Origin of the sequence: Kitasatospora dryopteridis (genome assembly GCF_050749075.1) — a bacterium.
Classification (GTDB): domain Bacteria; phylum Actinomycetota; class Actinomycetes; order Streptomycetales; family Streptomycetaceae; genus Kitasatospora.
The window spans coordinates 3,562,913-3,587,604 of sequence record NZ_CP192749.1; the positions used below are offsets into that span (position 1 = coordinate 3,562,913).

27 protein-coding genes and 1 tRNA gene are annotated in these 24,692 nt (G+C 71.5%); 21 read left to right on the forward strand and 7 right to left on the reverse strand.

The genetic code is table 11. From position 1 onward, the window contains the following. Positions 1-79: 79 nt before the first annotated feature. Together ACQ614_RS16180 and ACQ614_RS16185 are read right to left on the reverse strand one after the other, a co-directional pair. Positions 80-634: a methylated-DNA--[protein]-cysteine S-methyltransferase gene (locus ACQ614_RS16180; protein WP_431679269.1), complete on the reverse strand. Its 555-nt coding sequence runs from the start codon at positions 632-634 to the stop codon at positions 80-82. Positions 635-644: 10 nt separating this feature from the next. Beyond that, positions 645-1,022: a nuclear transport factor 2 family protein gene (locus ACQ614_RS16185; RefSeq protein ID WP_431679270.1), complete on the reverse strand. Its 378-nt coding sequence runs from the start codon at positions 1,020-1,022 to the stop codon at positions 645-647. Between the two features lie 107 nt (positions 1,023-1,129). Here ACQ614_RS16185 and ACQ614_RS16190 point away from each other — a divergent pair, with 107 nt between their 5' ends. After that, positions 1,130-1,714, forward strand: coding sequence for a TetR/AcrR family transcriptional regulator (locus ACQ614_RS16190; protein ID WP_431679271.1), 585 nt, complete (start codon positions 1,130-1,132; stop codon positions 1,712-1,714). Positions 1,715-1,725: 11 nt separating this feature from the next. Here the strand turns inward: ACQ614_RS16190 and ACQ614_RS16195 are convergent, their stop codons facing one another. Beyond that, entirely contained in the window at positions 1,726-1,959 is a 234-nt protein-coding gene (locus ACQ614_RS16195; protein WP_431679272.1) for a hypothetical protein, read from the reverse strand. Between the two features lie 459 nt (positions 1,960-2,418). Between ACQ614_RS16195 and ACQ614_RS16200 the strand changes: the two genes are divergently transcribed. From ACQ614_RS16200 to ACQ614_RS16220, 5 genes are all read left to right on the forward strand, one after another. Further along, entirely contained in the window at positions 2,419-3,246 is an 828-nt protein-coding gene (locus tag ACQ614_RS16200) for a hypothetical protein (RefSeq protein ID WP_431679273.1), read from the forward strand. A gap of 377 nt (positions 3,247-3,623) precedes the next feature. Beyond that, complete coding sequence (locus ACQ614_RS16205; protein WP_431679274.1) at positions 3,624-4,886, forward strand: hypothetical protein; 1,263 nt, start codon at positions 3,624-3,626, stop codon at positions 4,884-4,886. Between the two features lie 133 nt (positions 4,887-5,019). Continuing rightward, positions 5,020-5,643 carry an RNA polymerase sigma factor gene (locus tag ACQ614_RS16210; RefSeq protein WP_431679275.1) on the forward strand — a complete coding sequence of 208 codons (624 nt, stop codon included), beginning with the start codon at positions 5,020-5,022 and terminating at the stop codon, positions 5,641-5,643. Beyond that, the gene (locus ACQ614_RS16215) at positions 5,640-6,743 is read left to right on the forward strand and encodes a CU044_5270 family protein (protein ID WP_431679276.1); all 1,104 of its coding nucleotides are present in this window, start codon (positions 5,640-5,642) and stop codon (positions 6,741-6,743) included. Before ACQ614_RS16210 ends, ACQ614_RS16215 begins: the two co-directional genes overlap by 4 nt. 151 nt (positions 6,744-6,894) lie before the next feature. Then, positions 6,895-7,215 (forward strand): hypothetical protein, encoded by a 321-nt coding sequence (locus ACQ614_RS16220; protein WP_431679277.1) that lies wholly within the window; start codon positions 6,895-6,897, stop codon positions 7,213-7,215. Positions 7,216-7,513: 298 nt separating this feature from the next. Here the strand turns inward: ACQ614_RS16220 and ACQ614_RS16225 are convergent, their stop codons facing one another. After that, on the reverse strand, positions 7,514-7,810 hold the full coding sequence (locus tag ACQ614_RS16225) for a DUF3303 domain-containing protein (RefSeq protein WP_431679278.1): 297 nt from the start codon (positions 7,808-7,810) through the stop codon (positions 7,514-7,516). Between the two features lie 619 nt (positions 7,811-8,429). Here ACQ614_RS16225 and ACQ614_RS16230 point away from each other — a divergent pair. From ACQ614_RS16230 to ACQ614_RS16240, 3 genes are all read left to right on the forward strand, one after another. Further along, complete coding sequence (locus ACQ614_RS16230) at positions 8,430-10,082, forward strand: serine/threonine-protein kinase (protein ID WP_431679279.1); 1,653 nt, start codon at positions 8,430-8,432, stop codon at positions 10,080-10,082. A gap of 568 nt (positions 10,083-10,650) precedes the next feature. After that, positions 10,651-11,223, forward strand: a complete 573-nt coding sequence (locus tag ACQ614_RS16235) for a hypothetical protein (protein ID WP_431679280.1) — start codon at positions 10,651-10,653, stop codon at positions 11,221-11,223. A 955-nt stretch (positions 11,224-12,178) separates the two neighbouring features. Further along, positions 12,179-12,679 (forward strand): hypothetical protein, encoded by a 501-nt coding sequence (locus tag ACQ614_RS16240; protein ID WP_431679281.1) that lies wholly within the window; start codon positions 12,179-12,181, stop codon positions 12,677-12,679. A 185-nt stretch (positions 12,680-12,864) separates the two neighbouring features. On the opposite strand, the gene ACQ614_RS16245 is transcribed toward ACQ614_RS16240, so the two are convergent. Next, the gene (locus tag ACQ614_RS16245) at positions 12,865-13,671 is read right to left on the reverse strand and encodes a hypothetical protein (RefSeq protein ID WP_431679282.1); all 807 of its coding nucleotides are present in this window, start codon (positions 13,669-13,671) and stop codon (positions 12,865-12,867) included. Between the two features lies 1 nt (position 13,672). Then, entirely contained in the window at positions 13,673-14,518 is an 846-nt protein-coding gene (locus ACQ614_RS16250; RefSeq protein ID WP_431679283.1) for a sigma factor-like helix-turn-helix DNA-binding protein, read from the reverse strand. Positions 14,519-14,987: 469 nt separating this feature from the next. Here ACQ614_RS16250 and ACQ614_RS16255 point away from each other — a divergent pair, with 469 nt between their 5' ends. The 12 genes from ACQ614_RS16255 to ACQ614_RS16310 all read left to right on the forward strand — a co-directional run bounded on the left by ACQ614_RS16255 (position 14,988) and on the right by ACQ614_RS16310 (position 24,318). Beyond that, a complete protein-coding gene (locus ACQ614_RS16255) occupies positions 14,988-15,269 on the forward strand; it encodes a hypothetical protein (protein ID WP_431679284.1) in 282 nt (93 codons plus the stop codon). Next, on the forward strand, positions 15,269-15,547 hold the full coding sequence (locus tag ACQ614_RS16260; RefSeq protein WP_431679285.1) for a hypothetical protein: 279 nt from the start codon (positions 15,269-15,271) through the stop codon (positions 15,545-15,547). The genes ACQ614_RS16255 and ACQ614_RS16260 overlap by 1 nt, the downstream gene beginning before the upstream one ends. Further along, positions 15,544-16,440 carry a DUF2637 domain-containing protein gene (locus ACQ614_RS16265; protein WP_431679286.1) on the forward strand — a complete coding sequence of 299 codons (897 nt, stop codon included), beginning with the start codon at positions 15,544-15,546 and terminating at the stop codon, positions 16,438-16,440. The genes ACQ614_RS16260 and ACQ614_RS16265 overlap by 4 nt, the downstream gene beginning before the upstream one ends. Positions 16,441-16,452: 12 nt before the next feature. Next, positions 16,453-16,740 carry a hypothetical protein gene (locus ACQ614_RS16270; protein ID WP_431679287.1) on the forward strand — a complete coding sequence of 96 codons (288 nt, stop codon included), beginning with the start codon at positions 16,453-16,455 and terminating at the stop codon, positions 16,738-16,740. A gap of 84 nt (positions 16,741-16,824) precedes the next feature. Continuing rightward, the gene (locus tag ACQ614_RS16275; RefSeq protein ID WP_431679288.1) at positions 16,825-17,037 is read left to right on the forward strand and encodes a hypothetical protein; all 213 of its coding nucleotides are present in this window, start codon (positions 16,825-16,827) and stop codon (positions 17,035-17,037) included. A 90-nt stretch (positions 17,038-17,127) separates the two neighbouring features. Beyond that, positions 17,128-19,359 carry an FtsK/SpoIIIE domain-containing protein gene (locus ACQ614_RS16280; protein WP_431679289.1) on the forward strand — a complete coding sequence of 744 codons (2,232 nt, stop codon included), beginning with the start codon at positions 17,128-17,130 and terminating at the stop codon, positions 19,357-19,359. A 187-nt stretch (positions 19,360-19,546) separates the two neighbouring features. Further along, positions 19,547-19,741, forward strand: coding sequence for a hypothetical protein (locus ACQ614_RS16285; protein WP_431679290.1), 195 nt, complete (start codon positions 19,547-19,549; stop codon positions 19,739-19,741). Further along, on the forward strand, positions 19,738-20,097 hold the full coding sequence (locus ACQ614_RS16290) for an RRQRL motif-containing zinc-binding protein (RefSeq protein WP_431679291.1): 360 nt from the start codon (positions 19,738-19,740) through the stop codon (positions 20,095-20,097). The genes ACQ614_RS16285 and ACQ614_RS16290 overlap by 4 nt, the downstream gene beginning before the upstream one ends. Before the next feature lie 87 nt (positions 20,098-20,184). Continuing rightward, complete coding sequence (locus tag ACQ614_RS16295) at positions 20,185-21,039, forward strand: bifunctional DNA primase/polymerase (protein ID WP_431679292.1); 855 nt, start codon at positions 20,185-20,187, stop codon at positions 21,037-21,039. Between the two features lie 2 nt (positions 21,040-21,041). Further along, positions 21,042-22,517, forward strand: coding sequence for an ATP-binding protein (locus tag ACQ614_RS16300; protein ID WP_431679293.1), 1,476 nt, complete (start codon positions 21,042-21,044; stop codon positions 22,515-22,517). Positions 22,518-22,975: 458 nt separating this feature from the next. Continuing rightward, complete coding sequence (locus tag ACQ614_RS16305; RefSeq protein ID WP_363506634.1) at positions 22,976-23,164, forward strand: helix-turn-helix domain-containing protein; 189 nt, start codon at positions 22,976-22,978, stop codon at positions 23,162-23,164. Continuing rightward, a complete protein-coding gene (locus ACQ614_RS16310; RefSeq protein ID WP_431679294.1) occupies positions 23,164-24,318 on the forward strand; it encodes a site-specific integrase in 1,155 nt (384 codons plus the stop codon). Before ACQ614_RS16305 ends, ACQ614_RS16310 begins: the two co-directional genes overlap by 1 nt. An 88-nt stretch (positions 24,319-24,406) precedes the next feature. Here ACQ614_RS16310 and ACQ614_RS16315 read toward each other — a convergent pair. Beyond that, positions 24,407-24,480: transfer RNA gene (locus ACQ614_RS16315), tRNA-Thr, on the reverse strand. Positions 24,481-24,692: the final 212 nt, after the last annotated feature.

The following is a 24,692-nucleotide window of genomic DNA, read 5'->3' on the forward strand; positions in this document are numbered from 1 at the left end:
GGCGCCGGGTCAGGAGGGCCCGGAGGCGAGCGGGCGACAACACAGCGCCCGGAGGCGAGCGGGCGACAGAACGGCCCGGTCAGCCGGCCGGTCCGTCCCAGTCCAGCGTGGGCGGCAGCACGCCCTCCAGGGTCAGCAGCCAGCGCTTGATCTCGATCCCGTGCGGGCCGCCGCCGAAGCCGCCCAGGCCGTCCGCGGCCACCACCCGGTGGCAGGGCACCAGCAGCGCGAGCGGGTTGGCACCCATCATCTGCCCCACCGTCCTGGCTGCCAGGCCGGGCTCCGACACGTCCTCGAAGACGCCGCTGCGGGCCGCGAGTTCGCCATAGGTGATGGTGTGCCCGTAGCCGGTGTCCGCCAACAGCCGCTCCAGCACCACCCGGTGCGGGCCGGAGGCGAACCTCCAGTCGATCGGCAGGCCCAACTCTCTGCGCCGGCCGCCGAAGTACTCCTCGAGCCGCCCGGTCAGCATGTCGACCACCCGCTGCTCGGTGCACTCCGGCACGCCGGCCTGCAGCCCCGCCACCGACTCGCCGGAGTACGAGGCCGCGGCGACGCCGACCGGCGTGACGGCGAAGCGCATCGGCCCGCTGGGCAGGGGCGTCGGCACCGCGACCCAGGACAACTGCTCCATACCCCGGAACCTACTCCGTCGCGGCCGCCCGCAGGGCCGCGGTGTCGAAAACGACCGTCGAATCGACGACCAGGCCGTCGCGCAGTTCCATCCGGTCCACGCCCTCCCACTGCACCGGCCGGCCCTCCACCGTTGCCCCGGCCCGCCAGGCGATGAAGGAGACCGAGCCGTTCCCGGCGTCCGCGACGACCTCGAGCCGCAGGTCGGGGAAGCGCGCCAGCGCACCGGCGACCTGCTGCGACCAGCTCTCCAGGCCCCGGATCGGCTCGGCCCGCCCGGGCCAGCGCAGCACGATGTCCGGCGCGCTCAGCCCGCCCAGCCGGGCCGGGTCCGGCGCGTCCCAGAAGTCCGCCCAGCGCGCCACGAAGTCCCCATGTGCATCGGCCATGCCCGCCACCCCTGTCCAGTTGCATACCTTGAGTACGTACTTCGGGTATGCAAGTTACGTACCGCTAGTATGCGTGTCAACACCGGCAGCGGAAGACGGCGGACGGCATGGCACGGCGCACCCAGGCGGACAGGTCCGAGACCACTACGCGGCAGATCGTCGCCGCGGCCGCCGAGCACTTCGGCACCTCGGGGTACGCCGCCACCTCCATCGACGACATCGCCCGCACCGCGGGCCTCACCAAGGGCGCCGTCTACCACCACTTCGACGGCAAGCCCGCCCTGCTCCGGGCCGTCTTCACCGGCGCCGAGGAACAGCGCGCCCGCCGCCTCGCCGAGGCCGCCGCCGGCCTCGAACCCTGGGCCGCCGTACGGGCCGGCTGTCACGCCTTCCTCCGCAGCTGCCTCGACCCCGCGGTACGGCAGATCCTGCTGCTCGACGGGCCCGCCGTCCTCGGCTGGGACGAGGTCCGCGCCGTCGAGGAGGCGCACTCCACCGCCCTGCTGCGCCAGGGCCTCACCAGGGCGGCGCCGGCCGACGACCCCACGATCCGCACCCACCTGCTGCTCGGCGCGCTCTGCGAAGCGGGCATGCTGCTGGCCAGGGCGGCCGACCCGACCGCCGCCCTGGACCTGATCACCGCCGAGGTCGACGCCCTGCTCGACGGCCTCGCGGCCCGTACCCCGCGCTGAGCAGCCTCACCTCACAGGTGCTCGGCCAGGTACTGCGAAAGGTGCCGGCACCATTCGGTGAGTTCGCCGCGGGACTGCGCCTTGCCCTCGCACAGCCCGGCGACCTGGGCATCACCGAGCCGGCTCGCGCCGGACGCCTCCAACATGTGCGCCATCTCCCCGAGCATCGCCGACAGCCGCTTGGCATCGTCGTGGCTGAGCATCACCAGCGCATCGGTGTGGCCGATCGTGACAGAACCGGGCATCGCGGCCTCCCGCGGGTCTCACGCCTGCCGCCAGGCGTCTCCGACCCCCTGTCCACCGTACGACCGCCGCCCGGCTCCGGCGCGCCCGTCACGCAGTGAACGGGACACACGGCGGGTGGCCGCAGCGCCCGGCGGCAGGGCGCGGGCCGGAGAGTGCGTCCTGCTGCCGGCAGAGGCCACGGGACGCCCCGAGCAGCTTGGCCGGAGCCGAGTGCGGCGGTCCGTGCCGTCCCGGGCGCGCGGAGCACTCCTCACAGACTGACGGATGGTCGGATAACCGTTTGAGCGCCTGCGAAGCACCTGACATGCTGTCGGCCGGCTGTCCGCTGGACGGGCGGCCAGGGGGCAGCGGGCCCATGGCACCGCAGAGGTACGGAGCAGCGTGTCGGCGCTGCAGCGCCGCACCGGGCGTCCCCGCCCACGATCGTCACCGTCTTTTGCGCAACACGAGGTTCTTACATGACGAATGCACAGCAGCAGGCCCGGTTCGAGCAGCCGTCGCAGGCACCGGCACGACGGGCCGGGTACCGCGGCGGCCGCACCCGGCTGCTGTGCGCCGCCCTGGTCGCCGCCGCGGTGGCCGTGGGCGGTACCGCCTGCGCCGGCTCCGACAAGGGAGCCGGCAAGGGCTCCGCCTCGGCCCGGGCAGAGGTGTTCGGCCCGAAGGGCTACCGCGGCCTCGGCCCGGGCACGACCAAGGACGCCGCGCTGGGCAGCGGCGCCCTGCAGAGCGCGCCGATGTCCGCCCTGACCGGCTGCACGGTCTTCGCGTACCACGACGGCCCGGCCCCCGACCCCGCCGTGATCGCCGCGGAGAAGGCGGCCGCGGCGAAGACGAAGGAGGCCGGCGACAAGGCGGACAAGGCCAAGGCCGATGCGGACGCCAAGCGGGCCGGTGCCGGCGCCTCGGCGCAGGAGTACGCCGAGGACGCCAAGCGCTCGGCGGAGGTCGCACAGCTGCTCGCCGACTCCACCACCGCCATCGCCGACGAGACCAAGCTCCTGGTCGCCCGCGAGAAGGCCTTCGAGGCGGTCGGCGGCGCCAAGTTCGGCACCACCGGGCAGCTCAAGCAGCTGGTCGCCCCGCCGAAGGCCCGTACCGCCGAAGGCCTCGGCACCGGCTCCACCGAGGACGACCTGAAGAAGGCGCACCCCGCGGTCAAGGCCATCGAGGGCGGCTACACTCTGCCGGTCGACGGCGCACAGGACTGGGAGCTGGTCTTCGCGGTCGACGGCGGCAAGGTCACCGCGATGTCGCTGTTCAACACCGCGGTGAAGTGCGCCTGACCGCACTGCACCGGTCGGCCGCCGACCCCGGGTCGGTGGCCGACGTGCCGGTCCACCGCACGGCCCTCCGCACCGGCAGGCCGTTGACCTGCACATAAGCCGATGCGCCGGTCGGGACGGACGCAGCTGCGTTGTGGCGGCGGTGGTCGGGTAGTGGGCGGAATCGGTGCGGGAACGGGCTGTCGGAGAACCTGCCGCTAGCCTGCGGCGCCATGAACTCGACACCAGGCAGACGGCTGGACGAGCCCACCAGGTCCAGCCCACCGACGAACAGGGATTCCCGGTTCACGAACCCCGAACGGAACCGTCCTCCCGGTCCGGGCTCCGGAGTCACCGGACCCCGGCGCAAGAGCCCCACGAGCCCGGACCCCGAGCGCGTGGACCCCGATCGCCTGAGCCCCGGCGCCGGCATCCTCAAGCCCAGGGACGCGACGACCGGGACCTCCGAGACCACGGGCAGCCGGGGAGCCGGCCCCGACTCCGACGGGGCACCCACCGGCCCCTCCGCGAGACCCAGCGGCTACCTGTCCGCGCTGATCGCCTACGGCATGCTGAAGCTGATCGGTTTCGCGGTGCTCATGGAACTCCTGGCCGCCTCCGGCCGGTACCGCACCAAGGACTCCCGCTTCGGCGGCGGCACCCACGTCTGGGACGTCGTCGGCTCCTGGGACGGCTGGTGGTACCAGCAGATCGCGGCCCACGGCTACCAGTTCCACCTGCTCCCACCGGCCGGCCAGTGGGACTCCGCCGCCTTCCTCCCGCTCTACCCCGGTCTGATCCGGCTGGTGTCCCTCACCGGCCCGGGTACCTACGGCGCCGGGATGCTGCTCTCCGTGGCCTTCTCGTTCGCCGCCGCCGCCGGCGTCTTCGCGGTCACCGCACGGCTGCGCGGCAACCGGGCGGGTGTGATCGCGGCCGGCCTCTGGGCGGTGTTCCCCGGCTCCGGTCTCGAGTGGGCCGTCTTCGGCGAGTCCCTGTTCGTCGCGCTGGCCGCCTGGACCTGCTACGCGCTGATGACCCGGCGCTGGTTCACGGCCGGAGCACTGGCCCTCCTCGCCGGTCTCAGCCACCCCGCTGCCGCCGCGCTGATCGCGGTCGTCGGCCTGTCCGCCCTGGGCGCGCTGGTCCGCCGCCAGAAGATCACCGGCCCGCTGGTCGCGCTCCTGATCGCGCCGCTCGGCCTGCTCGGCCACCTCCTCCGGGTCGGCGACCGCACGGGCGAGTTGTTCGGCTACGCCGAGGCGAAGCAGGACGCATGGCTGAGCCACTTCGGCCACAACACCCGGCACGCCGTCACCGATCTACTGCTCGACCGCGGCACGTCCTCCCACCCCACAGCAGATCTGCTCGGCCTGCTGACGCTTCTCGCCGCCCCCTGCCTGCTACTGCTGCTGCTCCGGCTGCGTCCGCCGCTGGTGCTCACCCTCTACGCTGCGCTGGTCCTGATCCTGGGCCTCGGCACCGGTCGGCTCTTCGAGCACGCCCCCGGCTACCTGCTGGTGGCCTTCCCCCTGGTCATTCCGATCGCCACGGCGTTGCGCCGCCTCGCACTGCCCTCGCTGACCGTCGTGCTGGCCGTCGCGGCAGCCGCCTCCGGCTGGTACGCAGGCTTCGTCCTGTTCGAGTTCGGCGCGGCGTAGCCTGCGCCGTGCACAGTTTCCGTCCGGCCAACGGGGGTTGGCCGGGCCCTTCCGCTCCCGCCGGGGCCGGCTGTGATGCGCGTCACGGGAACCCGCCCGTGATGCCGGACAGCCGACAGGGGTGACCACAGACATGCGAACCCGGGTGCGGGCCGGGGACCCCGATGCCTTCGCGGAGCTCTTCGACAGTTACGCCCGCACCGTCTACAACCATGCGTTCCGCCTGACCGGGGACTGGTCCGTGGCCGAGGACGTCATGTCGGCGACCTTCCTGGAGGCGTGGCGGCTGCACGACGCGGTGGAACCCGAAGGGGGCTCACTCCGGCCGTGGCTGCTGGGCGTTGCGACCAATCTCGCGCGCAACCACTGCCGCAGCAATCGGCGCTACCGGGCCGCGGCCGCTGCCGCCGCCGCGGCGGTACCACTCGTACCCGACCACGCCGAGGAGGTCGCCGGCCGGCTCGACGACCGGCTGCGCATCGCCGTCACGCTGAGGCAACTGGGTGCGCTGCGGCGGCCCGAACGCGAAGTCCTCCTCCTGTGCCTGTGGGAGGGCCTGGAGTACGCCGAAGCCGCTCAGGTCCTCGGCGTCCCGCTCGGCACCGTTCGCTCCAGGCTGTCCCGGGCCCGCACGAAGCTGCGCAAGCTCGCCGACGCGGAACTGAAGAAGAACAGGTGGGAACTCGCCGGTCGCCCGCGACAGACACATGGCGACCGCGCGAACGCGGTCCGGCCCGCACAGGAAGGAATCCGATGAACGCCAACCTTTCCCAGCCCCACCCGGCCGAGCGGGGGGAGATCGAGCACCTCCTGCCGTCCGCGGAGCGGGAACTGCCGGCGGGCCGCCACCAGTTCCACAAGGAGCGCCTCATGACCCGGATCCACGACGACCTTCGCTCCGCCGCGGCCCCCGCCCGGCCCGGTTCCACCACGAACCCGCGCAGCCCGTTCCTTCGCCGTGCGTTCCTCCTGCCCGCGGCAGCCTGCGTGCTGGCCGGCACCATCGCGACCGGCGTCCAGGTCCTCGGCGACCGGGGCGCCGCCGACAACGGCTCCGGGGTCGCCTCCGGCCCGGTGCTGACCACCCGGATCGGCACCGCCGACCCCAAGGGTGCCACGCAGCTCCTGGACCGCATCTCGCTGGCCGCCGCGACCGTCTCCGGTCCGTCGCCGGTGCGCGAGGACCAGTTCGTCTACATCGGTACCAAGTCGGCCGGCTCCCACGTGCAGAGCGTGAACGGCAAGAGCAGCCTGGTCGGCGACGAGCTGCACCTGCGCCAGACCTGGAACTCCCCGGACGGCACCAAGGGCTGGCTGATCGAGGCCGGCACCACCGGTCCCGGGGGCATCACCCTGGCGGGGCCCACCGAGACGGGCCAGATGCCGAAGGCGACCCTCAACGCCCCCACGTACAACTACCTCGCCGCTCTGCCCACCGACCCCGACGTGCTGCTGCGGAAGATCTACACGGAGACCCGGGGCAAGGGCCGCACCCCCGACCAGGAGGCGTTCACCACGATCGGTGACCTGCTGCGCGAGAGCTACCCGCCGGCCGCGCTCACGGTCGCGCTCTACAAGGCCGCAGCGAAGATCCCCGGGGTGGTCAAGGTGGACGACGCGGTCGACGCCGCCGGCCGGCACGGGGTCGCGGTCGCCCGCCTGGACGAGACCTCCGGCCAGCGCACCGAATGGATCTTCGACGACAAGACCCTCGCTTTCCTCGGCGAGCGCACCGTCCAGGTGGAGGGAACCTCCGGTGAGGGCCTGATCAAGCCCGGCACGGTGGTGTTCACCCATGCCGTCATGACCCGCGCGATCGTCGACCGGATCAAGCAGACCCCCGCCCAGGCCGGATGACCGGCCGGCCCGCAGAGCAGGCAGCCCCCCTCCACCCGCAGACCGATCCGGAGAAGACCGTGAAGACGACCCGTCCCGCCCTCCTCGCCGCGGCAGCACTGGCCACCGCAGGGCTGGTCTCCGCGCCGGCGCCCGCCCTGGCGGCCCGGGAGTGAGCACCTGCACCGACGAATTCTTCGGGTGCACGTTCTACTGCGGCGGCGAGTACGAGAACGGCAAGGCGCTCTTCGAGTTCGGCAACGGCACCCGGGAGATCTTCGCCATCGGGACCGACCGCGCCGTCTGGACCCGCTGGACCAACCCCGGTGGCGGGCTGAGCCGTTGGACCACGCTGGACGGCTACTCGACGATCCGCCCCACGCTCGTCCGCCAGGGCAGGGACGCCTTCGGCGTCATCATCCGGGACAACGTCGGCATGCACTGGCAGCGCGACCGCAACGCCGCCGGCCGCTGGAGCGCCTGGCACCACTGACCGGCTCCCCGCCGGAGCACCGGAAGCGCAGCTCCGTCCGGCACGTGAGCGGGGATGCCCTGGCCGGCCGTCCGTACCGCTCGAACAGCCAGGAAGGCCGGCTCCCGAGGATCACCCTCGTGAGCCGGCCCTTCCGGTGTTCATGGAGCTGAGCCCCCTGCCGGGTTCGGACCGACGACCCCGCTTCACAGGGATTGGCGTGGGGCACCTCGCCCGCCCTGGGGACGATGACCGATGCACTGGTTGAGGCAACCGCCTCCGGACGGCAGGACGTGATCACCCTGCGTGGGCGGTGGATTCACGCACCTCGCCGCTCCATCGCCGCAAGACCGAGCTTCATCCCCTCCTCGGCGGTGACCGCCGGATACGTATTGATCTGGAAGACGTCACCCCAAGTCAGGCCGATGTCCATGAACGGGGAGAAGTTCTCGGCCTCGAACACCGCCACGAGCGCGGGATTCTCGGCCGCGGTCCAGTACTCACCCAGCACCGTGAGACCGTCCGGGTACTGCCACTGGGCGCGGCGGGCCAGCGCACCGTCGCGTTGCTCCGGGGTGAGCCCGGGCTGCCAGCTGAGGGTCATGACGTAGAGCACGATGACTCCCTGGAGGATGGGGACAAACCGTTCGAAGTGGTTTCTCCCGACGCCTTCACGCTATGGGTGGGCCACTCGTGCCGCACTTCGACCGAACGCTCGGCCGAGGTCGCCCACCCGGCGGTGGAATCTCAACGACCAAGTCAAGCCGCCGGCATGCTTCTTGCCCTGGGGGGACCTGTCGCAGGATTGCCGAACCGAGCGGCATCTCGCGCGCCGCTACCGCCCGCACAACTGTCCGACAAGCGCGTTTCCTTGATCCCGGTCCGGAAGGAAGAGCCATGTCGAGCCGGCCCTTCCGGCGTTCTTGGCGCTGAGCCCCCTGTCGGGTTCGAACCGACCTGCAGGTCAGCGCCATGCGCCTGGTTTCGTGATCCACCCCTGGATGACTCCCGCTGCGCCATCCGCTCACGCAGCTCCACGCCTGAGGAAGCCCGAACGGCCACGAACGTCGCCAGGGGCGGCGCGCGCAGCATGGACGACCCACTCGAAGGAGCCGGCATCACCGGCACCGGACGTCCGGCGGCCCATTCTGCGGCAACCTCAGTTTCTCCTCCGTACGACCCCACAACCGCTACCTTCTGCACGGGAACAAGTTTTCGGCCGATGGAGTGAGAGCATGCAGCCGCTGGAGCCGGACGATCCGCAGGAGCTGGGCGACTACCGACTGCTGGGGCGGCTCGGCGCCGGTGGCATGGGCCGGGTCTACCTGGGGCGGACTCCCGGCGGCCGCACGGTGGCAGTGAAGGCGGTCCGGCCGGACCTGGCCCGGGACGCCGAGTTCCGGGAGCGGTTCCGCCGGGAGGTCGCCGCCGCCCGCCGGGTCGGCGGAGCGTGGACCGCCCCCGTTCTGGACACCGACACCGAGGGCCCCCAGCCCTGGGTCGCCACCGGCTTCGTGGCCGGCCCCTCGCTGGCCGCCGCCGTGAACGAGCACGGCGCACTGCCCGAACCCACCACCCGGCTGCTCGGCGTCGGCCTCGCCGAGGCGCTCGCCCACGTCCACGCCCTGGGCCTGGTCCACCGCGACGTCAAACCGTCCAACGTGCTGCTCACCCTGGACGGCCCCCGGCTGATCGACTTCGGCATCGCCCGCGCCCTGGACGCCTCCACCGGCTTCACCCGAACCGGGCACGTGGTCGGCTCACCCGGCTTCATGTCCCCCGAACAGGCCCAGGGGCAACCCGCCGGACCGGCCAGCGACATGTTCTCGCTCGGCGCGGTGCTCGCCCTCGCCGCCAGCGGCCGCCCGCCCTTCGGAGACGGCGTCAGCGGCGCTGTCCTTCTCTACCGGGTGCTGCACGAACAGCCCGACCTGTCCACGCTCGACTATCCGTTGCGCGCCGTCATCCTCGCCTGCATGGCCAAGAACCCCGAGGCCAGGCCCACCCCGCAGCAGCTGCGCGAACGCCTCGACCCCGACGCCAGCGCCGCCGGCCGACTCGGCAGCAGCAGTTGGCTGCCCGCCGACCTCGCCGCCTCCGTCGGGCGTACCGCCGTCCGCCTGCTCGACCTGGAGACCGACGGCCCGGCCCCCGCCCCGACGCCCCCCGCCCCGCTCTCCGGCCACCGGACCCACGACACCGTCACCACCCCGCCCCCGCCGCCGGGGTTCGGGCCGCCGGCCCCGGGCGTCTACGGCCCCGCCGAACCACTGCCCTACGGCCCACCGGCCCCGCCACCGGCGCCCGGGCGGCGCGGTCGGCCGATCGCGGGGATCACGGTCGGCACGCTGTTGGTGGCGGCCGCGGTCGGCTACGGCATCACCCGACTGGACCGGTCCGGCGGCACCTCGGGCGCCAAGGCCACCTCCTCGGCCGGAGCCGCCCCACCGGGCTCGGCCACTCCGGGCAGCGACGAGGCGACCGACCGCGCGTCGGACCCGCCCGCGTCGAAGTCGCCGTCCGGAGACCCGGAGGCGAACGGCGACCGGGCCGCCTTCATCGGCATCTGGGGAGCGCAGGTGGGCCGCACGGACGCGGTCACCGTGACAGTCCACAACACCCGGGTCAACGACCCGAACGCCGCCGAGGGCTATGTGATCACCGCAGGCGGCCACTGCGACGCGGCATGGACGCTGACCTCCGCGTCCAGCACCAAGCTGCGCTTCACCTCGCGGCTGATCGAGTCCAAGGGCGTGAAATGCAGCGCCGCCGGACAGCGGGAGCTGGAGCTCCTTCCGGACGGCACCCTGCGGTACACGATGATCGACGGCGGTACCACCGTCGACTCGCTGGTACTGACGAAGGCGCCCCCTGGAATATCAGGGTGAACACCACGACAGCGTGGACGGTGTGCAGCTACAGGTGGCCGCGGCCGTCGCTGAGGCGGTGACCGGAGCGCCGAGCAGGACACCGCAACGACGAGTACTGACTGGACGAGTACTGACTGATGGTCAGGAACGCCGGGGCGGCGTGTGCTACAGATCGGAAACAGTGATCGTCCGGGCTGTGCGGGGGCACCCACGGCTGAGGCATATTCCCTCCAGACCCACAGTTCCTCCACCACATCGCCACTCGACGTCCAGGAGTTCGCAGATGCACGAGCAGCCATCCGGGTTACCCGCACAGCCGCCGGACGGGAACGTCCCGCCACCACCCTCGTTCCCACCCGCCTACGGTCCGCCTCCGCACGCGTACGGGCCACCGCCGGTCGGGGGGAACCAGCCGGCACCGGCCCGGCCCTCCCGCACCGGGCCGTGGATCGCGCTGGGGATCGTCGGCGCGATCGTCCTGGCCGGCGCGGCGTTCGCCGTGACGAGGTCGGGGGACACCACGCAACCCGGCACGGCCCCGGCGGGTGCTGCGGCGACTCCGGCCGGAGGTGCGGCCCCACCGGCGGTGGGCGACGCAGGGGCGGGTTCGGGCAAGCAGGCGCCGGGCGCGGGGAACCAGACGATGGGTCGCCTCCACCTGCCCGACACCTTCCTCGGGATGAAGCGCGACGACGATGCCCCCGGGACCGCGGCGATGCGGCAGCGGGCCGAGGCCATAGCGCAGGACGACCCGCACAAGCACGTCATCGTGACCACGTACAAGAGCGGCCAGTTCGGGGAGAACCACATGGAGGTCTTCGCGGTCGAGAGCGACGTCCCGTTCTCCGAGGAGGACCGCACCGAGGCGCTGACCGACATGAATGACGGCTCGGCGGACGTGCCGGGCATGAAGGTGACCCATGGCGAGGTCAAGGACGCGGACCCGGGACCGCTGGGCGGCGTCATGAAATGCAAGGTCACCTTCACGAAGATCGAATCGACGGACGCGTTCGGCAACCACCAGTTCAGCTCGACCATCTGTGCGTGGCTGGACGGAAACACCTACGTGACCGTCGTCGACGGCGACAGCACGACCGGGCTCGCCAAGGCCGCGGACCACGTCCGCCAGTTCCGCGCGCAAGCAGAGACCCGCCGGTAGCACGCCCGGCTCCGAGGGCAGGCGCGCCACCGGCCCACCGGCCAGTGCGGGCTGTGGCGCCCTTGACCCGCGCCACGACGGCGCCCACAAGGTGAGCGCGCCTCGGCGAGCCAGACATTCAACCATCGACCCACGCCCCGGCAGCTTCAGCGCAGGCGACGAAGGAGGCCGTTGGCCTGCACTCCCGTGCAGGCCAACGGCCTCCAAGATCCGTGAGCACCGCTTTTCAGAGCGCTGGGTCATACCCGGACCAGTGTCCGACATGCCCCGGAATTATGTCCGTTCTGGAGCCCCCTGTCGGGTTCGAACCGACGACCCCCGCTTTACAAGCTCGACATGCCACTTCGCCCTGGTGCAGCACCGGTCTCAGCAGGCAGGAAACCATCGCAGCTACGGATGGGGCTGCTTGGCAACGTGCGTTGCCGTTGATGTCGGATGCCGATGTCGGCGACTCGACCGGCGCTCGGGGTGCACCTGGTCGTGGAGCCCGCCGTGTCGCCGCTTGACGCCCCAGCGGGCCGGGTGCCGGTGCGCGGCGGCGCCCACATAGTCGAGCACCCGCTGCGGATCGCCCTGCCGGCGGCGTCCGCGGCGGGCAGAAGGGAGTCGCGCATCTGCCGCAGCGCCGTCTCCTTTCGCTTACGGGGCGTGTCGACGACCCACGGTGCGACCTCCTCGCGGGACGCTCCGAGACGTTGTGCCCATAGCACTGGGCAAGCAACACGCCAGCCCCGTCGCGCCATTGGTGAACACGAGCGCAGGAGAGCCGACGGCTCCTGACTACGATCCCCAATTCTATTTCAAGAGCCGCTACCCCTTGTGACATTTTCCGTCAATACCTAGCGTAGTCCATGACCGGAAAACAGGGCGCCTGGTTCACAATGCAATTATTGATCCCGAAGGAGGTGATGGATCAACACTTCTCGATCTGAATTGAGCCACCGAGGAGAAAACCATGCGACGTATCGCTACCGTGCTTGCTGCCGCGACCTTCGGAATCGCTCTGGGCGTCGCTCCGGCATTCGCCGACAGCCCGCACTTCCTGTTCGCCAACAACAGTGTCAGCAGCACGACAGGCGCCCTGACGACCGCGTTCAAGGACGCCGGCCTCGGCACCGGCACGAGCAGTGTCCAGATCTCACTCACGGTGGACAACGCGTCCGCCGTCTACCAGTGCTTCAACAACGGAGGCAACCACCCGAAGGCCGGCAACAAGACAACCGTGTCGCAATCCCTCAACACCACAGGCACCTTCCCTGTGCGCAACGGACAGACCACCGGGAGCCTGACGGTCGGCCCGCCTGGCCCGGGTAGCTTCAGTTGCCCGAACGGCCAGACCCTGTACCTGCAGTCGGTTACCTACACCGGGACGAATGTCTCGGACGCAACCGGCAACACCTTCCACGCCACCCCCGACCCGATCGGCACCGGCAACATCCACATCGCAGTCGGATAGACCCACGCCCAACCGTCGAGCCCCCTCCCCATGAGCGGGAGAGGGCTCGACTTCGCGCCGTGGTCACGCCGCTACCGATCCGCCGGGACTGTCCGCGCCGCCATGACCTACCAGGCCTTGTCTCGCTTGCCCAGCACTGGCTCATCGACCGGGCGCCGTCCCGGGAGTGTCTGATCTGAATTAAATTAGATCTCGCAGTAGGCGAGGGCAGCATCATCCCCGGCCTTGTAACGTGGCCATCGCTGGCCGTCGGGATCTGTCGCTTCGACTTCCCTCACCTTGCTGATCAGGCGGGCGGGACCGCCCTCACGGAGCATGGCAAACGCGTCGTCCCACCCGACCATCCTGTATTCAGTTACCAGTCGGGACACACCGTCCGACATGACGGCCGCGGAGCGCACACTCTCCCGCAGCACAGAGCCCGTCAATGCATGCTCAGCAGCTTCGGGGCCTCCAGCTGCGACCCAGTAGCCACCCAGGGTGTTCCGAGTAAGCCGCTGAGCCGTGATCATGCGTCTGACGCTATCGAGGTGCTCGGGTGATCCTGTCGCGTAGCGCTCGGTCTCCGCCCGGAGATCCGGCACCACCGAGTCCACGCGGAGATCAGTGTGAACGGAGTAGCCGTCGACACCTTCGTAGACCACAGGGGAGTCCGCGAGGATCAGGTGACTGTACTGGTCCGCTTCTTCTCGCAGGATGGACACGGTGGCGGACGGCGTGCCCGGGTTCTTCAAGTCGCACTGGGGATGTAGCTGCGCCACCTGATCGAGCGCCCGCGCCAGTCCCTCGACGAGAGACCTGTCGGGTGCTGCCAGTTCGGCGATGATGCGACCGCCAAGGCTGGCCACGTACCAGGGCACACCGTGTTCACATCCCGTATCGAGCCCTGCCGTGCTTAGCCCGTCTAGCACCACAGCAACTGACGGTGTCGCGGCGACCCAGTCCTCATTCGGCCCGGTTCCGCCGGGTTCTGTTGCGAGCGAGACTCGCATGTCAGGCCTCGTGCCGGTAGATCGGAGTCACGCGGGTGCTCTCCAGTACGTCCAGAGTCTCGGGGTCATATCGGCACGAGATCAACGTGGAGAAGCGCCGCGTCTTGACCTCTCGGTACAGGTCGGCCAAGTGGTTCTCCAGATAGTGCACGACGCCGTTGGCGCCGATCGCGTGGATGCCGGCGATGTACAGGAAGGTGCCCTTCCCATCCAACCGCGGAAGACGCGCCAGGTAGCCCACGTCGCCAGCCGTGCCGTCCGTGTCCAGTGGTGACCTGAACTCGGTGTTGGTCTTCAGGTCTACCAGGTGCCAGGCGGTGTCTTTGCGGAAGCGGAGGTAATCGTCACCTTCGAGTACCTGCGCGATGATCGGCGACAACCGGGGCCCACAGATGACCACCAGGTGTTCGCGGTTGAGGTTCACAATGCCAGTGGGAGGGATCACCTCGTAGTCGGCTTCGAGCTTCATGCCCGCCATGAGCTTCCGCAGGTGCTCGAAGTTCTTGAGGTCTTCCCGTGTGACGACCTCGCTCGGGTTCTGGTCCGGGGTCTTGCTGGCCTCGTACTTGCCTGCGACCGGGATGGTGACGGGCCCGACACCGAAGAACGCGCGCTCGGGGGGTGGACCGGCGGCGGCGAGTTGACCGACCCTGCCGCGGCTCACGCCGAGAAGGGCGGCGATTTCCGCCTGAGTCATGCCAGACGCTGAGGCTTCCTCGATGGCTTCCCTGCGGATTCGGGACAGCTCGACCACGCGGCCCTGATAGTCCGCCATCAGGTCGATCGCCGCCTTGGCCCTGTCGACGGGCGGGGCGATGCCCGCCACCCGCTCCAGTTCCTCGTGCACGATGATCTCTTCTCTGCTTAGGGGGCATAGCAAGGCTACCGCCAGGGGGGCTTGACGCAAAGGACCGGCCTGCCTACCTTGGGTATCGCGGCAAGGGGATATCCCCCCTAGGCAATCCTTAGCCCTTCTTTGGGCTGCCCTGAGCTGCGCCGATGCGCCCGGAGGGGTGGTGTGACAGCCCCCCGATGGAAGCGCGTGTTGCTTGAGAACTCCATAGGTCCCGCCGAGAACCCTGCGCGGCAGCGCACGAGGAGGTGATCGGGGTGAGGCGGAGGCAGACCGAGTTGGGCGGCCCGTAGTGGGCCCCTGCGGGGGTGAGGGTGCGACTCCCTCCCCGTCCACGGACAGCCACGGCGTCGGATGCGCCGGGCTGTCGCCATCGGGCCCGTGAGGTGGGGCTGCCGCGCGTTCCTGGCCGGGATCGCGGCAGCCCCTCACGGGCCCACCCGCCATTGGAAGAGGTAGACCCGTGAAGTCGATTGTTGCAGGCCAGTGTGCCGCGAACTCGGAGGAGTTCGCGGAGCTGGCGTTGGGCGTGGACTCGGAGCTGTTCGCCGGCGTGTCCGGTGAGTCGGCGATCGACCGCACCGCCCGGATGGACGCCGCCGCCGCGGTGCTGGCGGACCTGCGCCGGGAGGACCCGGAGCTGGCCGCCTACGCGGAGCGTCTGATGGCCGCCGCCCCGGTGCCCCTCACCACGACCCGCCGCACGGTCAACCGCCCGCGGCGGGTGCTGGGGGTGGCGGCCTGATGGGGCGTCTGCGTGAGGCCGCCAAGCGAGCGGCCATCTCGTTCTGCATGGACGGGAACGGGAACCCGGCCGGCGACCGCCGCGCGGCGACGCTCGGCGGCCTGCTGTCGTCCGCCGCCGCGAACCAGGGCCACCCGGCTGCCGCCGTCGCGGCGTCCGTCCTCGCCGCCACGGCGCTCGCCGCCGGACAGGCGGTGGGCTACCCGGAGCCGCCCGAGGGCGGATACGCCGGCTTCACCACGGACGGCGACAAGCCGCGCCGGAGGTGGTTCCGGTGAGCCGAGCAGGCAAGTTTTGGATGGTCCTCGGCCTGCTCACGGTGGTCGGCATGGCGTTCCGCGTCTCGTGGAACGCGCTGCGGGACGTGGTCGCCGCGATCGGCGCCGACCCGCAGGCCGCGTTCGTCTACCCGATGGTCGTCGACGGCCTGATGGCCCTCGCCCTGGTCGCCGCCCTCATGCTCACCGGACCCGACCGCAAGTTCGCCCTCCGCGTGCTGGCTGGCTACACCGTCGCCAGTCTGGTCCTCAACTACGTCCACGGTCTGGTGCCCGCCCTGCACGACGGCGGCCGGGCCCGGTTGGCCGACTGGCCGCCCGCCCACTACGCCCTGGTCCTGCTCGCCAGTTGCCTGCCGGTCGGGTCGATCTACTTCGGATCGGACCTGGTCGCCAAGGTCCTCCACCACAAGCCCGAACCCGCAGAAAACACCCAGACCACTGCAAATCGGTCGGGGTCTGACCTGCGCGGATCGGCCGCCCCGGGTACGGCGGAGTCGGTCTACGAGTCGCCCGACCTGGCACCCGCCGCAGCGTCTCTCACGGAGCCGACTTCGCCCACGGTCGAGGCGGCGCCGGTGCGTCCGGTGCGGGTGGTGGCGGCGGTTGAGAGTCGGCCGCGTCGGACGACCGGCACGGTGCCGAAGTCGGCCCGCACCACCCGACCGACTCGCACCCCGGAGGAGCTGTTGGTCGAGGCCCGTACGGTCACGGCCGACTGGCCCGAGTCGGACCTGACCGCGGACCGACTGCGTACCACGCTCCGCACCTCTGCCGACCGGGCCCGCTTCCTGCGCGACGTGCTCAAGGCGGAGCGGGCCGCGGTCTCCCGGCCCGGCCTCGCCGCCGTCCCCGACCCTGTGGCCGATGATCCTGCGGCCGCGGCGAACTGACCGGAGGTCACCGTGAACGAGCACCTTCCCGCCGCCGACCTGGAACGGCTCGCCGCCCTGGTCGCAGAGATCAACGCCCACCGCCACCCGGCCCCGCTGCCGGTCCCCCAGCAGGCCGCCCCGCCCGCGGCGCGGCCGGTCGGCCAGTACGTGGCCGCCGGTGCCGGGGCGGCCGCGGTGCTGATCCCGGTGCTGCTCGCGACGACCGCGGCCCTGGTCGCCGCCGGTATGGCCGCCCTGTCGCTGGCGGTGACGGCTCTGGTGATCCGCTGGATCATCCGCGACATGCACCGCGGCTGACGGCTGCCCGCCCTCGCCCGGGATGCCGGGAGGGGGTGGGGAGCCGGGACAGCCCCGGCCCGCCCCTGACGGGAGATCCACAGCATGTCGTTCTTCGAGCTGGACCACGAGAAGTTCGGCGCCGACAACGTCGCCGACGCCGCCCGTCTGTTCCGGCTGTGCGCGAAGGCCAACCGGCTGGAACAGCGGGGCAAGTCCACCGCCCGCATCGAGGCCCAGATGGACCGCATCCAGGAGGACTCCCGGGTGCGGGCCGAGGCCCGGCAGGTCGAACGCGACGCCAAGCGCCGCAAGTAGCAGCGCCCCGGGGCGGCCGCCAAGCCGCCAAGCATCGACCGGCCGCCCCGGGCCCCCTGACCCGCAGTAGCAGACAGGAGAAGTCCCATCATGACCGACAGCTCCGCCACCGGGCCCGTCCTCGGGACCGTCCACGACCTCAACGAGCACCGCGCCACCCGGCCGCAGGTGCACCTGCTCAAGCCCGACACCGATCAGCCGCCCACCACCACGACGCAGGCCGCCCCGTCCGCGCCGATGGTGCCGCGGGTGCCGGTGTGGGTGCGCGGGGGCCGCGCGGTGCGGGTCGTCGCCACGCACGAGCGCACCCGCACCACGGGCCGGTTCGTGGTCCGGCATGGCTCCTACGTCCTCGCTGGTGGGGGTATCGCCGCGCGGCGGGCGTGGGACGGCCGGACGCTGGCCCGCTACGAGCGGATGATGCGCGCCGCCGAGGCCGCCGGCCAGCCGGAACAGGTGCTGGAGTGGGAGACCCGCGCCGCCGCGTTCCGCGCCGCCCGGCACAAGCGGCGCATGGACCTCATCACCTCCCCGATCGCGGTGGCGAAGGGGGCCGCGGTCGGGGTCGCGACCGCGGAGGGCGCCCTGCTCGCCCTCGGCGTGGTGCTGGCGATCGCGGAGAAGGACATCTCCCAGATCGTGGTGCCGACCATGACCGTGATCGACCTGATCCGGTGGGTGGTCGTCCTGATCGGCATCATCTGGGGGCCGGTCACGGTCGCCGGGCCGTGGCTGTTCCTCGCCTCGCTGTGGGCGATCGGCCGACACCGGCAGGCCGCCCCGGCATGGGCGATGCCCGCCGGGAAGACCACCACCGACGGCGCCCCCATCACCCCGTCCGTCGTGGTCACCGCGCTGCGGGACCTCGGCGTGGCACCGCTGCGGAACGCCATCAAGGAGATGGGCGACGCCGGGGCGGCGATGCTCGGCCCGATCCGGATTGCCGGATGCGGTGTCGAGGTCGACGTCACCCTCCCCTCCGGCGTTTCCACCGACGAGGTGCAGAAGCGCCGCCGGAAGCTCGCGGAGAACCTGTCCCGGCACGAGCACGAGGTGTTCGTGACGATCCCGCAGGCTGCCCGCACCGTCCGGCTGTGGATCGCCGACTCCGGGGCGCTGGACGAGCCGATCGGCCCGTCCCCGCTGGTCACCGACCCCGACGTCACGGCCGACCTGTACACCGGCCGGGCGCCGTGGGGTCAGGACCTGCGCGGCGATGCCGCCCTGTTGAGCCTGCTGCAGCGGCACCTGCTCATCACCGGCCTGTCCAACCAGGGCAAGACCGCGAGCCTGCGGGCGCTGGCCCTGTGGCTGGCGCTGGACACGTCGGTGGAGTTCCGGCTCGCCGACCTCAAGGGTGTCGGCGACTGGCGGATGTTCGACGGCCTCGCCACCGTCCTGATCCAGGGCCCCACCGACCAGCACGTCATCGAGGCCACCCACATGCTGGAGGCGGGCGTGCGGGAGATGGAGCGGCGGATCGCACTGCTGGAGCAGTCCGGCGCGACCGACGGCGTCACCCGCGACATGGCGCGCACCGACCCGAGGTTCCGGCCGATCGTGCTGCTGGTGGACGAGGCGCAGGTGGCGTTCATGTGCCCGGCGGTCGGCGAGGACAAGCGCCCGTACGGCGGGACGAAGGCCACCAGCCGCTACTTCATGGCTGCTCGCAAGCTCCACAACCAGGGACGGGCCGTCAACGTCATCCTGTGGCAGGGCACCCAGGACCCCACCGACCAGAACCTCCCCAAGCTGGTCCGCGAGGGCGCGCACATCCGCGCCTCGCTCGTGCTCGGCACGGAGGAGCAGGCCCGGATGGCGCTCGGCGACAAGGCCGTCAACGGCGGCGCCGCCCCGCACAAGCTCCGCCAGGGCCTCGACAAGGGCACCGTGGTCGTCGCCGGTGACGGGGTGAAGCTGGCCCCGGGCCAGTCGTCCATCACCATCCGCACGCACTTCATCTCCGGCGAGCAGGCCATCGAGGTCGCCGACCGCGCCAAGGCCCGCCGCGCCGGCGTCACCACCCTCACCGCCGTCGACCGGCCCGAGCAGGAGGTCGACGCGCTCGCGGACGTCGCCGCCGTGATCGGCGACGCCCCGCGGATGCGCACCCAGGAGGTCCTCGCCGCTCTCGCCGCCCGCAACCCCGGCGAGTACCGGGAGTGGACCTTCGCCGACCTCAAGGCGCTGCTGGAGGCTGCCGGGGCGGCGCCGTACAAGTCCGACGGACAGATGGTCGTCGCCCGGCAGCGCGTCGCCGACGCCATCGCCAAGCGGGACGAGCAGGCCGCCGACGACAGCGCCGACGGCGGCTTCGCGTAGAGGGAGCCGGCAGGGAGGCAGGGAGATCTCCCTCGCCCCCTCCCTGACCCCTTCCACCTGCCCTGATCTGCAAAGACTCCCTGACAGGGAGGCAGGGACCCACTGCTACGAGGTGCCCCGCCGGGCCCGGAAACGGGCCCGGCGGGGTGCCCCCTGCCTCCCTCCCGGCCACCACCTGGAGGCAACCGTGTTCACCGCTGACGCCGAGGTCCTGATCACCTCCTGCGAGGACGACCCCCGCGCCGTCGGCCGCACCGGCCGGATCGTCGACGAGGTCCCGCCCGGCCCCCTCACCGGCGGCCGCTGGACCGTCGACCGGATCGGCTGGCTCATCGGCCCCGTCCTGTGCCACACCCACGAACTCACCCCCACCGGCCGATGACCACCGCCCCGGACACCCCCGCGGCGACCGTGCCGACCTACCGATGGCGTTGCGCACCGGCCGGTCTCGCCACCCGCCGCCAGCTCCGCGCCCGCGGGCTGCGGCCCGGCGGACAGGACCCCGTCGCCGAGATCACCTGCCGCTCCCGCCTCGCCCGCCGCACCGGCGGGACCATGGTCGGCTACCTCTACCGCGTCGACCTCGCCCAGCCCGTCCGGCCGATGACCCCCGGCCGGGCCCGCGCCCTCGCCGCCGCCATGGCCGCCCGCCGCACCTGCCCCGCCTGCCGCCGCGACGCCGGATACGTCATCCCGACCTCGCTCGGCACCTGCTGGCCCTGCTCCAGCGCGGCCTAGCACCGCACGACAACGGCGGCCCCGATTCCTGGCCGGAGGGGGCCGCCGCCAATCCAGCACGCTCATAGAGAACTGGAGACCTCCAGCATGACCCAACCCACCCACATTCGGGGAGAGCACCTGCACGTGGCGCTCTCCCTGGGTGCCTCCGGGCTGCCCGCGATGCCGTTGCGCGCCGGGAAGGTGCCGTTCGGCAACTGCCGGGACTGCGCGGACAACGCGTGCGGCGGTCGGCCGAACATGAAGACCCCCGGCCCCTGCACCTGCCTGGCCCCCTGCCACGGCTGGGCCGCCGCCACCACCGACCCCGACATCCTCAACTCCCGCGTGTGGGGCCGGGCCTGGCGCCAGTCCGCCGGAGTGGCCTACCACCCCGGCGGCGCCGGCCTCACCGTCGTGGACCTCGACAACGAGGACGCCATCGCCTGGGCAGACGCCAACCTGCCCGCCACCCGGACCGTACCCACTGCCCGAGGCGAGCACTGGATCTACCGGGGCGTCATGCCCTCCGCCAACGGCGTGCGGCCCGGCGTGGACATCAAGTCCGCGATGTCCTATGCCCGGTGGCTCGGACCCGGCACCGGCCCCCTCACCACCCTTCCCGACGCCGTCCGCGCCTTGCTGGTCAAGGAGCCCACCCCGGTCCGGCCGACCTCGGTCACCGTGCCCGCCCCGGCCCGGGGCGGAAGGTGCCCGCACCGCACGCCCACCTACCTGGAGCGGGGCATTGCCATGGCCGAGCAGCGCATCACCGAGGCGGCCAGCGCGGTACACGCGACCGTATTCGGGGCGTTCCTCGCGGTGCTGTCCACGCACGGCCAGTGCGGCTGCCTGACCGAGGCACACACCGCCAGGCTGTTCGCCGCCGCACAGGCCAAGGGCGAATCGCTCCGGCACTGCACCGACGCATGGACCAACGCCCTGACCAGGCTGGGGATGTAGCCATGGCCGACGAGGAGAAGACCCCGGCCCGCGAGGTCATCGCCGACTACGCCCAAGCCCACTTCCGGTACTTCCGCACCGCGGACGGCACCGTGTACGCGCAGCGCAACGGCCACCCGGTGGCCCGTCCGATCCGCTCGCAGGGCACGACCGGCAGCCACCGCCAGGAACTCATGGTCAACCTGTTCAAGGACGGCGTCGGGGTGTTCAACGGGACCGCGTTGAAGGAGGCGCTGGACCTGATCGAGGCGCTCGCTCTGTCGGAGGAGGTGCAGCCGGTCCACATCCGTGTGGCCCCCGGGTTCGGCGGGGCGACGTGGCTGGACCTGGGCCGCGCGGACGGCCTGTCGGTGCGGATCCACCCGGACGGCTGGGACACCGCCGTCCCGGACCCGCGGGAGGTGTGCTGGCGGCGCACCCAGCTCACCGGCGAACTCCCGGTGCCCGAGAAGGACACCGACGGCAAGGGGATCGACCTGCTGTTCGGTCTGTGCAACTTCGCCAACGCCAGCTCCGAGTGCCTGGCGATGGCGTGGCTGATCGGCTGCCTCGGCCCGTCCGTGCCGGTCCCGGCCCCGTTCCTGACCGGTCCGCAGGGCGCGGGCAAGTCGACCGGCGGCCGGATGCTGGTGCGGATCATCGAGGGGATGAGCGGTGACCTGCGCCGCGCCCCGAAGGACGAGGAGAACCTGATCGCGGCGGTCGCGGCCGGATGGGTGACCGCCCTGGACAACCTCTCCCACATGACCCCCGACCTGTCGGACGCGATGTGCTGCATCGTGACCGGGGCCGAGAGCGTCAAGCGCGCCCTGTTCACCGACGGCGACGTGTTCCGGGTCGGCTACCGGCGGCCCCTGCTGCTGACCGGCATCGACGTCGGCGTCATCCGGCCCGACCTCGCCGAGCGGCTCCTGCCGCTGCGGCTGGAGCGGCCCGGCGTCCGGGTCACCGAGGCGCAGTTGTGGGCGGACTACGAGGAAGCCCTGCCGGTCGTGCTCGGGTCGCTGCTCGATCTGACGGTGAAGGTCCGGGCGGTGGAGGCGGAGACGCCCACGGACCTGCGGATGGCGGACTTCGCGCACCTGTGTGCGCAGCTCGACGCGGCGACCGGCCTGGGGGCGCTGGCCGCGTACCGGGCGAGTCTGGACGACTTGAACGACGACGTGATCGAGGGTGACCTGCTCGCGCAGACCGTCCTGCAGCACGCCGAGACCATCGCCCCGGGCACCGCGCAGCGCATGACCTCGACCGAGTGGCTGGCGTGCCTCGGCCGCGTCTACGCCGGGGAGGAGCTCCGGGCCCTGCCCAAGGGCTGGCCGACCACCGGCAAGGTGCTTTCCGACCGGCTCAAGCGCCTCCAGCCCACCCTGGCGGCGCGGCAGGTGCTCATCGAGGCGGGCCGGACAAAAGAGGGCCGCTACCTCGAAATGACCCGCCCGGCACCCACCCCACCGCACAAGCAGCCGCCGCTGCAGTGACCGGGCCGCCGCCCCGAACAGCAAGAAGAGCACCGGCCTCCGCGAAGGGGGTGCTCCTCTTGCAGTTCGGCGGCGGCGCCGCCCCAGAGCGCGCCGCGCAGCGGCTCCTCTTTTCGCTCTGAGCGACGCCCAAGTACCTACAGACGCCCCTCTTTTTTTCCTAAGAGAGAAGACGCTGCGTCACCTGCGTCACCCGCGCCAGAAAACGGCCCCTGACCTGCGGCTTTGGGGGTGACGCAGACGGCCGGCTCTGCGTCATCCTGCGTCACCTGCGTCACCGGCTGCGTCACGGTGACGCAGCCGGTGACGCACCGGTGACGCAGGCCCCGGCCACTGCGACACCTAAAACCCCAGGTCAGAGGCCCGAATGACGCTGATGACGCGGTGACGCAGAAATCCCTACCTGGGACACACGCGCGCCCTTCCGCCCTCCGCCCTACACCGGGAAGGACCCACCCTTGGCCACCGCCATCCCCGAAGTCCTCACCGTCCCCGAGGTCATGGCCGCACTCCGGATGAGCCGCAGCAAGGTCTACGACCTCATCCGCGCCAAGAAGCTCGCCACCTTCACCGAAGGCCGCAGCCGGCGCATCCCGGCCGACTCCCTCGCCGCTTACATCCGCACCAAGATGGAGGAAAACGCCTGATGGCGAAGAAGCGGAACCCCAACGGCTCCGGCACGGTGACCAAGCGCAAGGACGGCCGCTACCAGGCGGCCGTCTACGTGCCGCAGCCCGACGGCACCCGGGCCCGCAAGTACGTCTACGGCAAGACCTGGCTGGAGTGCGACGAGAAGCGCCAGGAACTGGTGCGGCGCGACCGCCAGAACGTCCCCACCCCGACCCGCTCGGCCAAGCTCTCCGAGTGGCTACCGTACTGGCTGGAGCACTTCATCAAGCCCAACCGGAAGCGCACCACCTACGACAAGTACGACATGCACATCCGGCTGCACCTGCTGCCGGTGCTCGGCTCCAAGTCCCTGGAGGGAGTTGGGACGGCCGACGTCCGCCGGTTGATCGCCACGGTGACCAAGAAGGTGTCGGCGGCCACCGCCAAGGAGTCGCACCTGGTGCTGCGGACTGCCCTGTCGGCGGCGGTACGGGACGAGCTGATCACGCGCAACGTCGCCAAGCTGGTGCAGGCTCCACGAGTTCAGTACCGCGAGACCCGGCCGTGGAGCCTCGACGACACCCTGCTGTTCCTGGAGGGAGCCCGCACCGATCCGCTGTATCCAGCGTTCGTCCTGGCCGTGGCGCTCGGTCTGCGGCGCGGCGAGATCCTGGGACTGCACTGGCGCGACATTGACTTGGAGAACCGCACCCTGACGGTCCGCCAGCAGCTTCAGCGGGTCGGCGGCGAGCTGTACGCGGACAGCCCGAAGTCCCGGCGGATGCGGGTGATCCCGCTGCCGCTGATGTGCGTGGCGCCGCTCCGGTGGCAGCGGATGCGGCAGGCCGAGCAGCAGCGCCGGCGCCTCGCCAACAGGCAGGACTGGCAGGTGTCGGACTTCGTGTTCACCACCGCGAGCGGGCGGCCGGTGGAGCCGCGGAACCTCAGCCGGTCGTTCACCCGGATCTCGGCGGCCGAGGCGCTGCCGCCGGTCCGGCTGCACGACACCCGGCACGGCTGCGCGACCCTGCTCGCCGCGGCCGGCGTGCAGCCGCGGGACCTGATGGCGATCCTCGGGCACAGCCAGATCGCGGTCACGATGGAGATCTACGCGCACGTGGTGCAGGCGCACCAGCGGGAGGCCATGAGCCACATGGACCGGCTGTTGAAGCGCCGCCGCCCCGCCCGCTGATGTCACTTTGAGATGTCGAAAGGCCCCGGACCGTCGCCGGTCCGGGGCCTTTCGCGTTCGGCAGGCCGTTGACCTGCCGATATGGGCGAGCCCCCTGTCGGGTTCGAACCGACGACCCCCGCTTTACAAGAGCGGTGCTCTGGCCAGCTGAGCTAAGGAGGCACGGTGACCGTCCGCGGTGGACCACGGCGGTACCACGGGAAGTGTAGCGGGCGGATGCGGGGCGGCGCCGTCTGTTTTGGCCGGTGGGACGGGGTGCCGGGCGGGTGATTTGGGCGATGTGTCCGGCTTGTGATCCGACTGATGCCGAATTCGGCCACCGGCGGGGGCTGACAACCGGACGAACGTCCGGGTACGGTCGCGGAGAGCCCTGC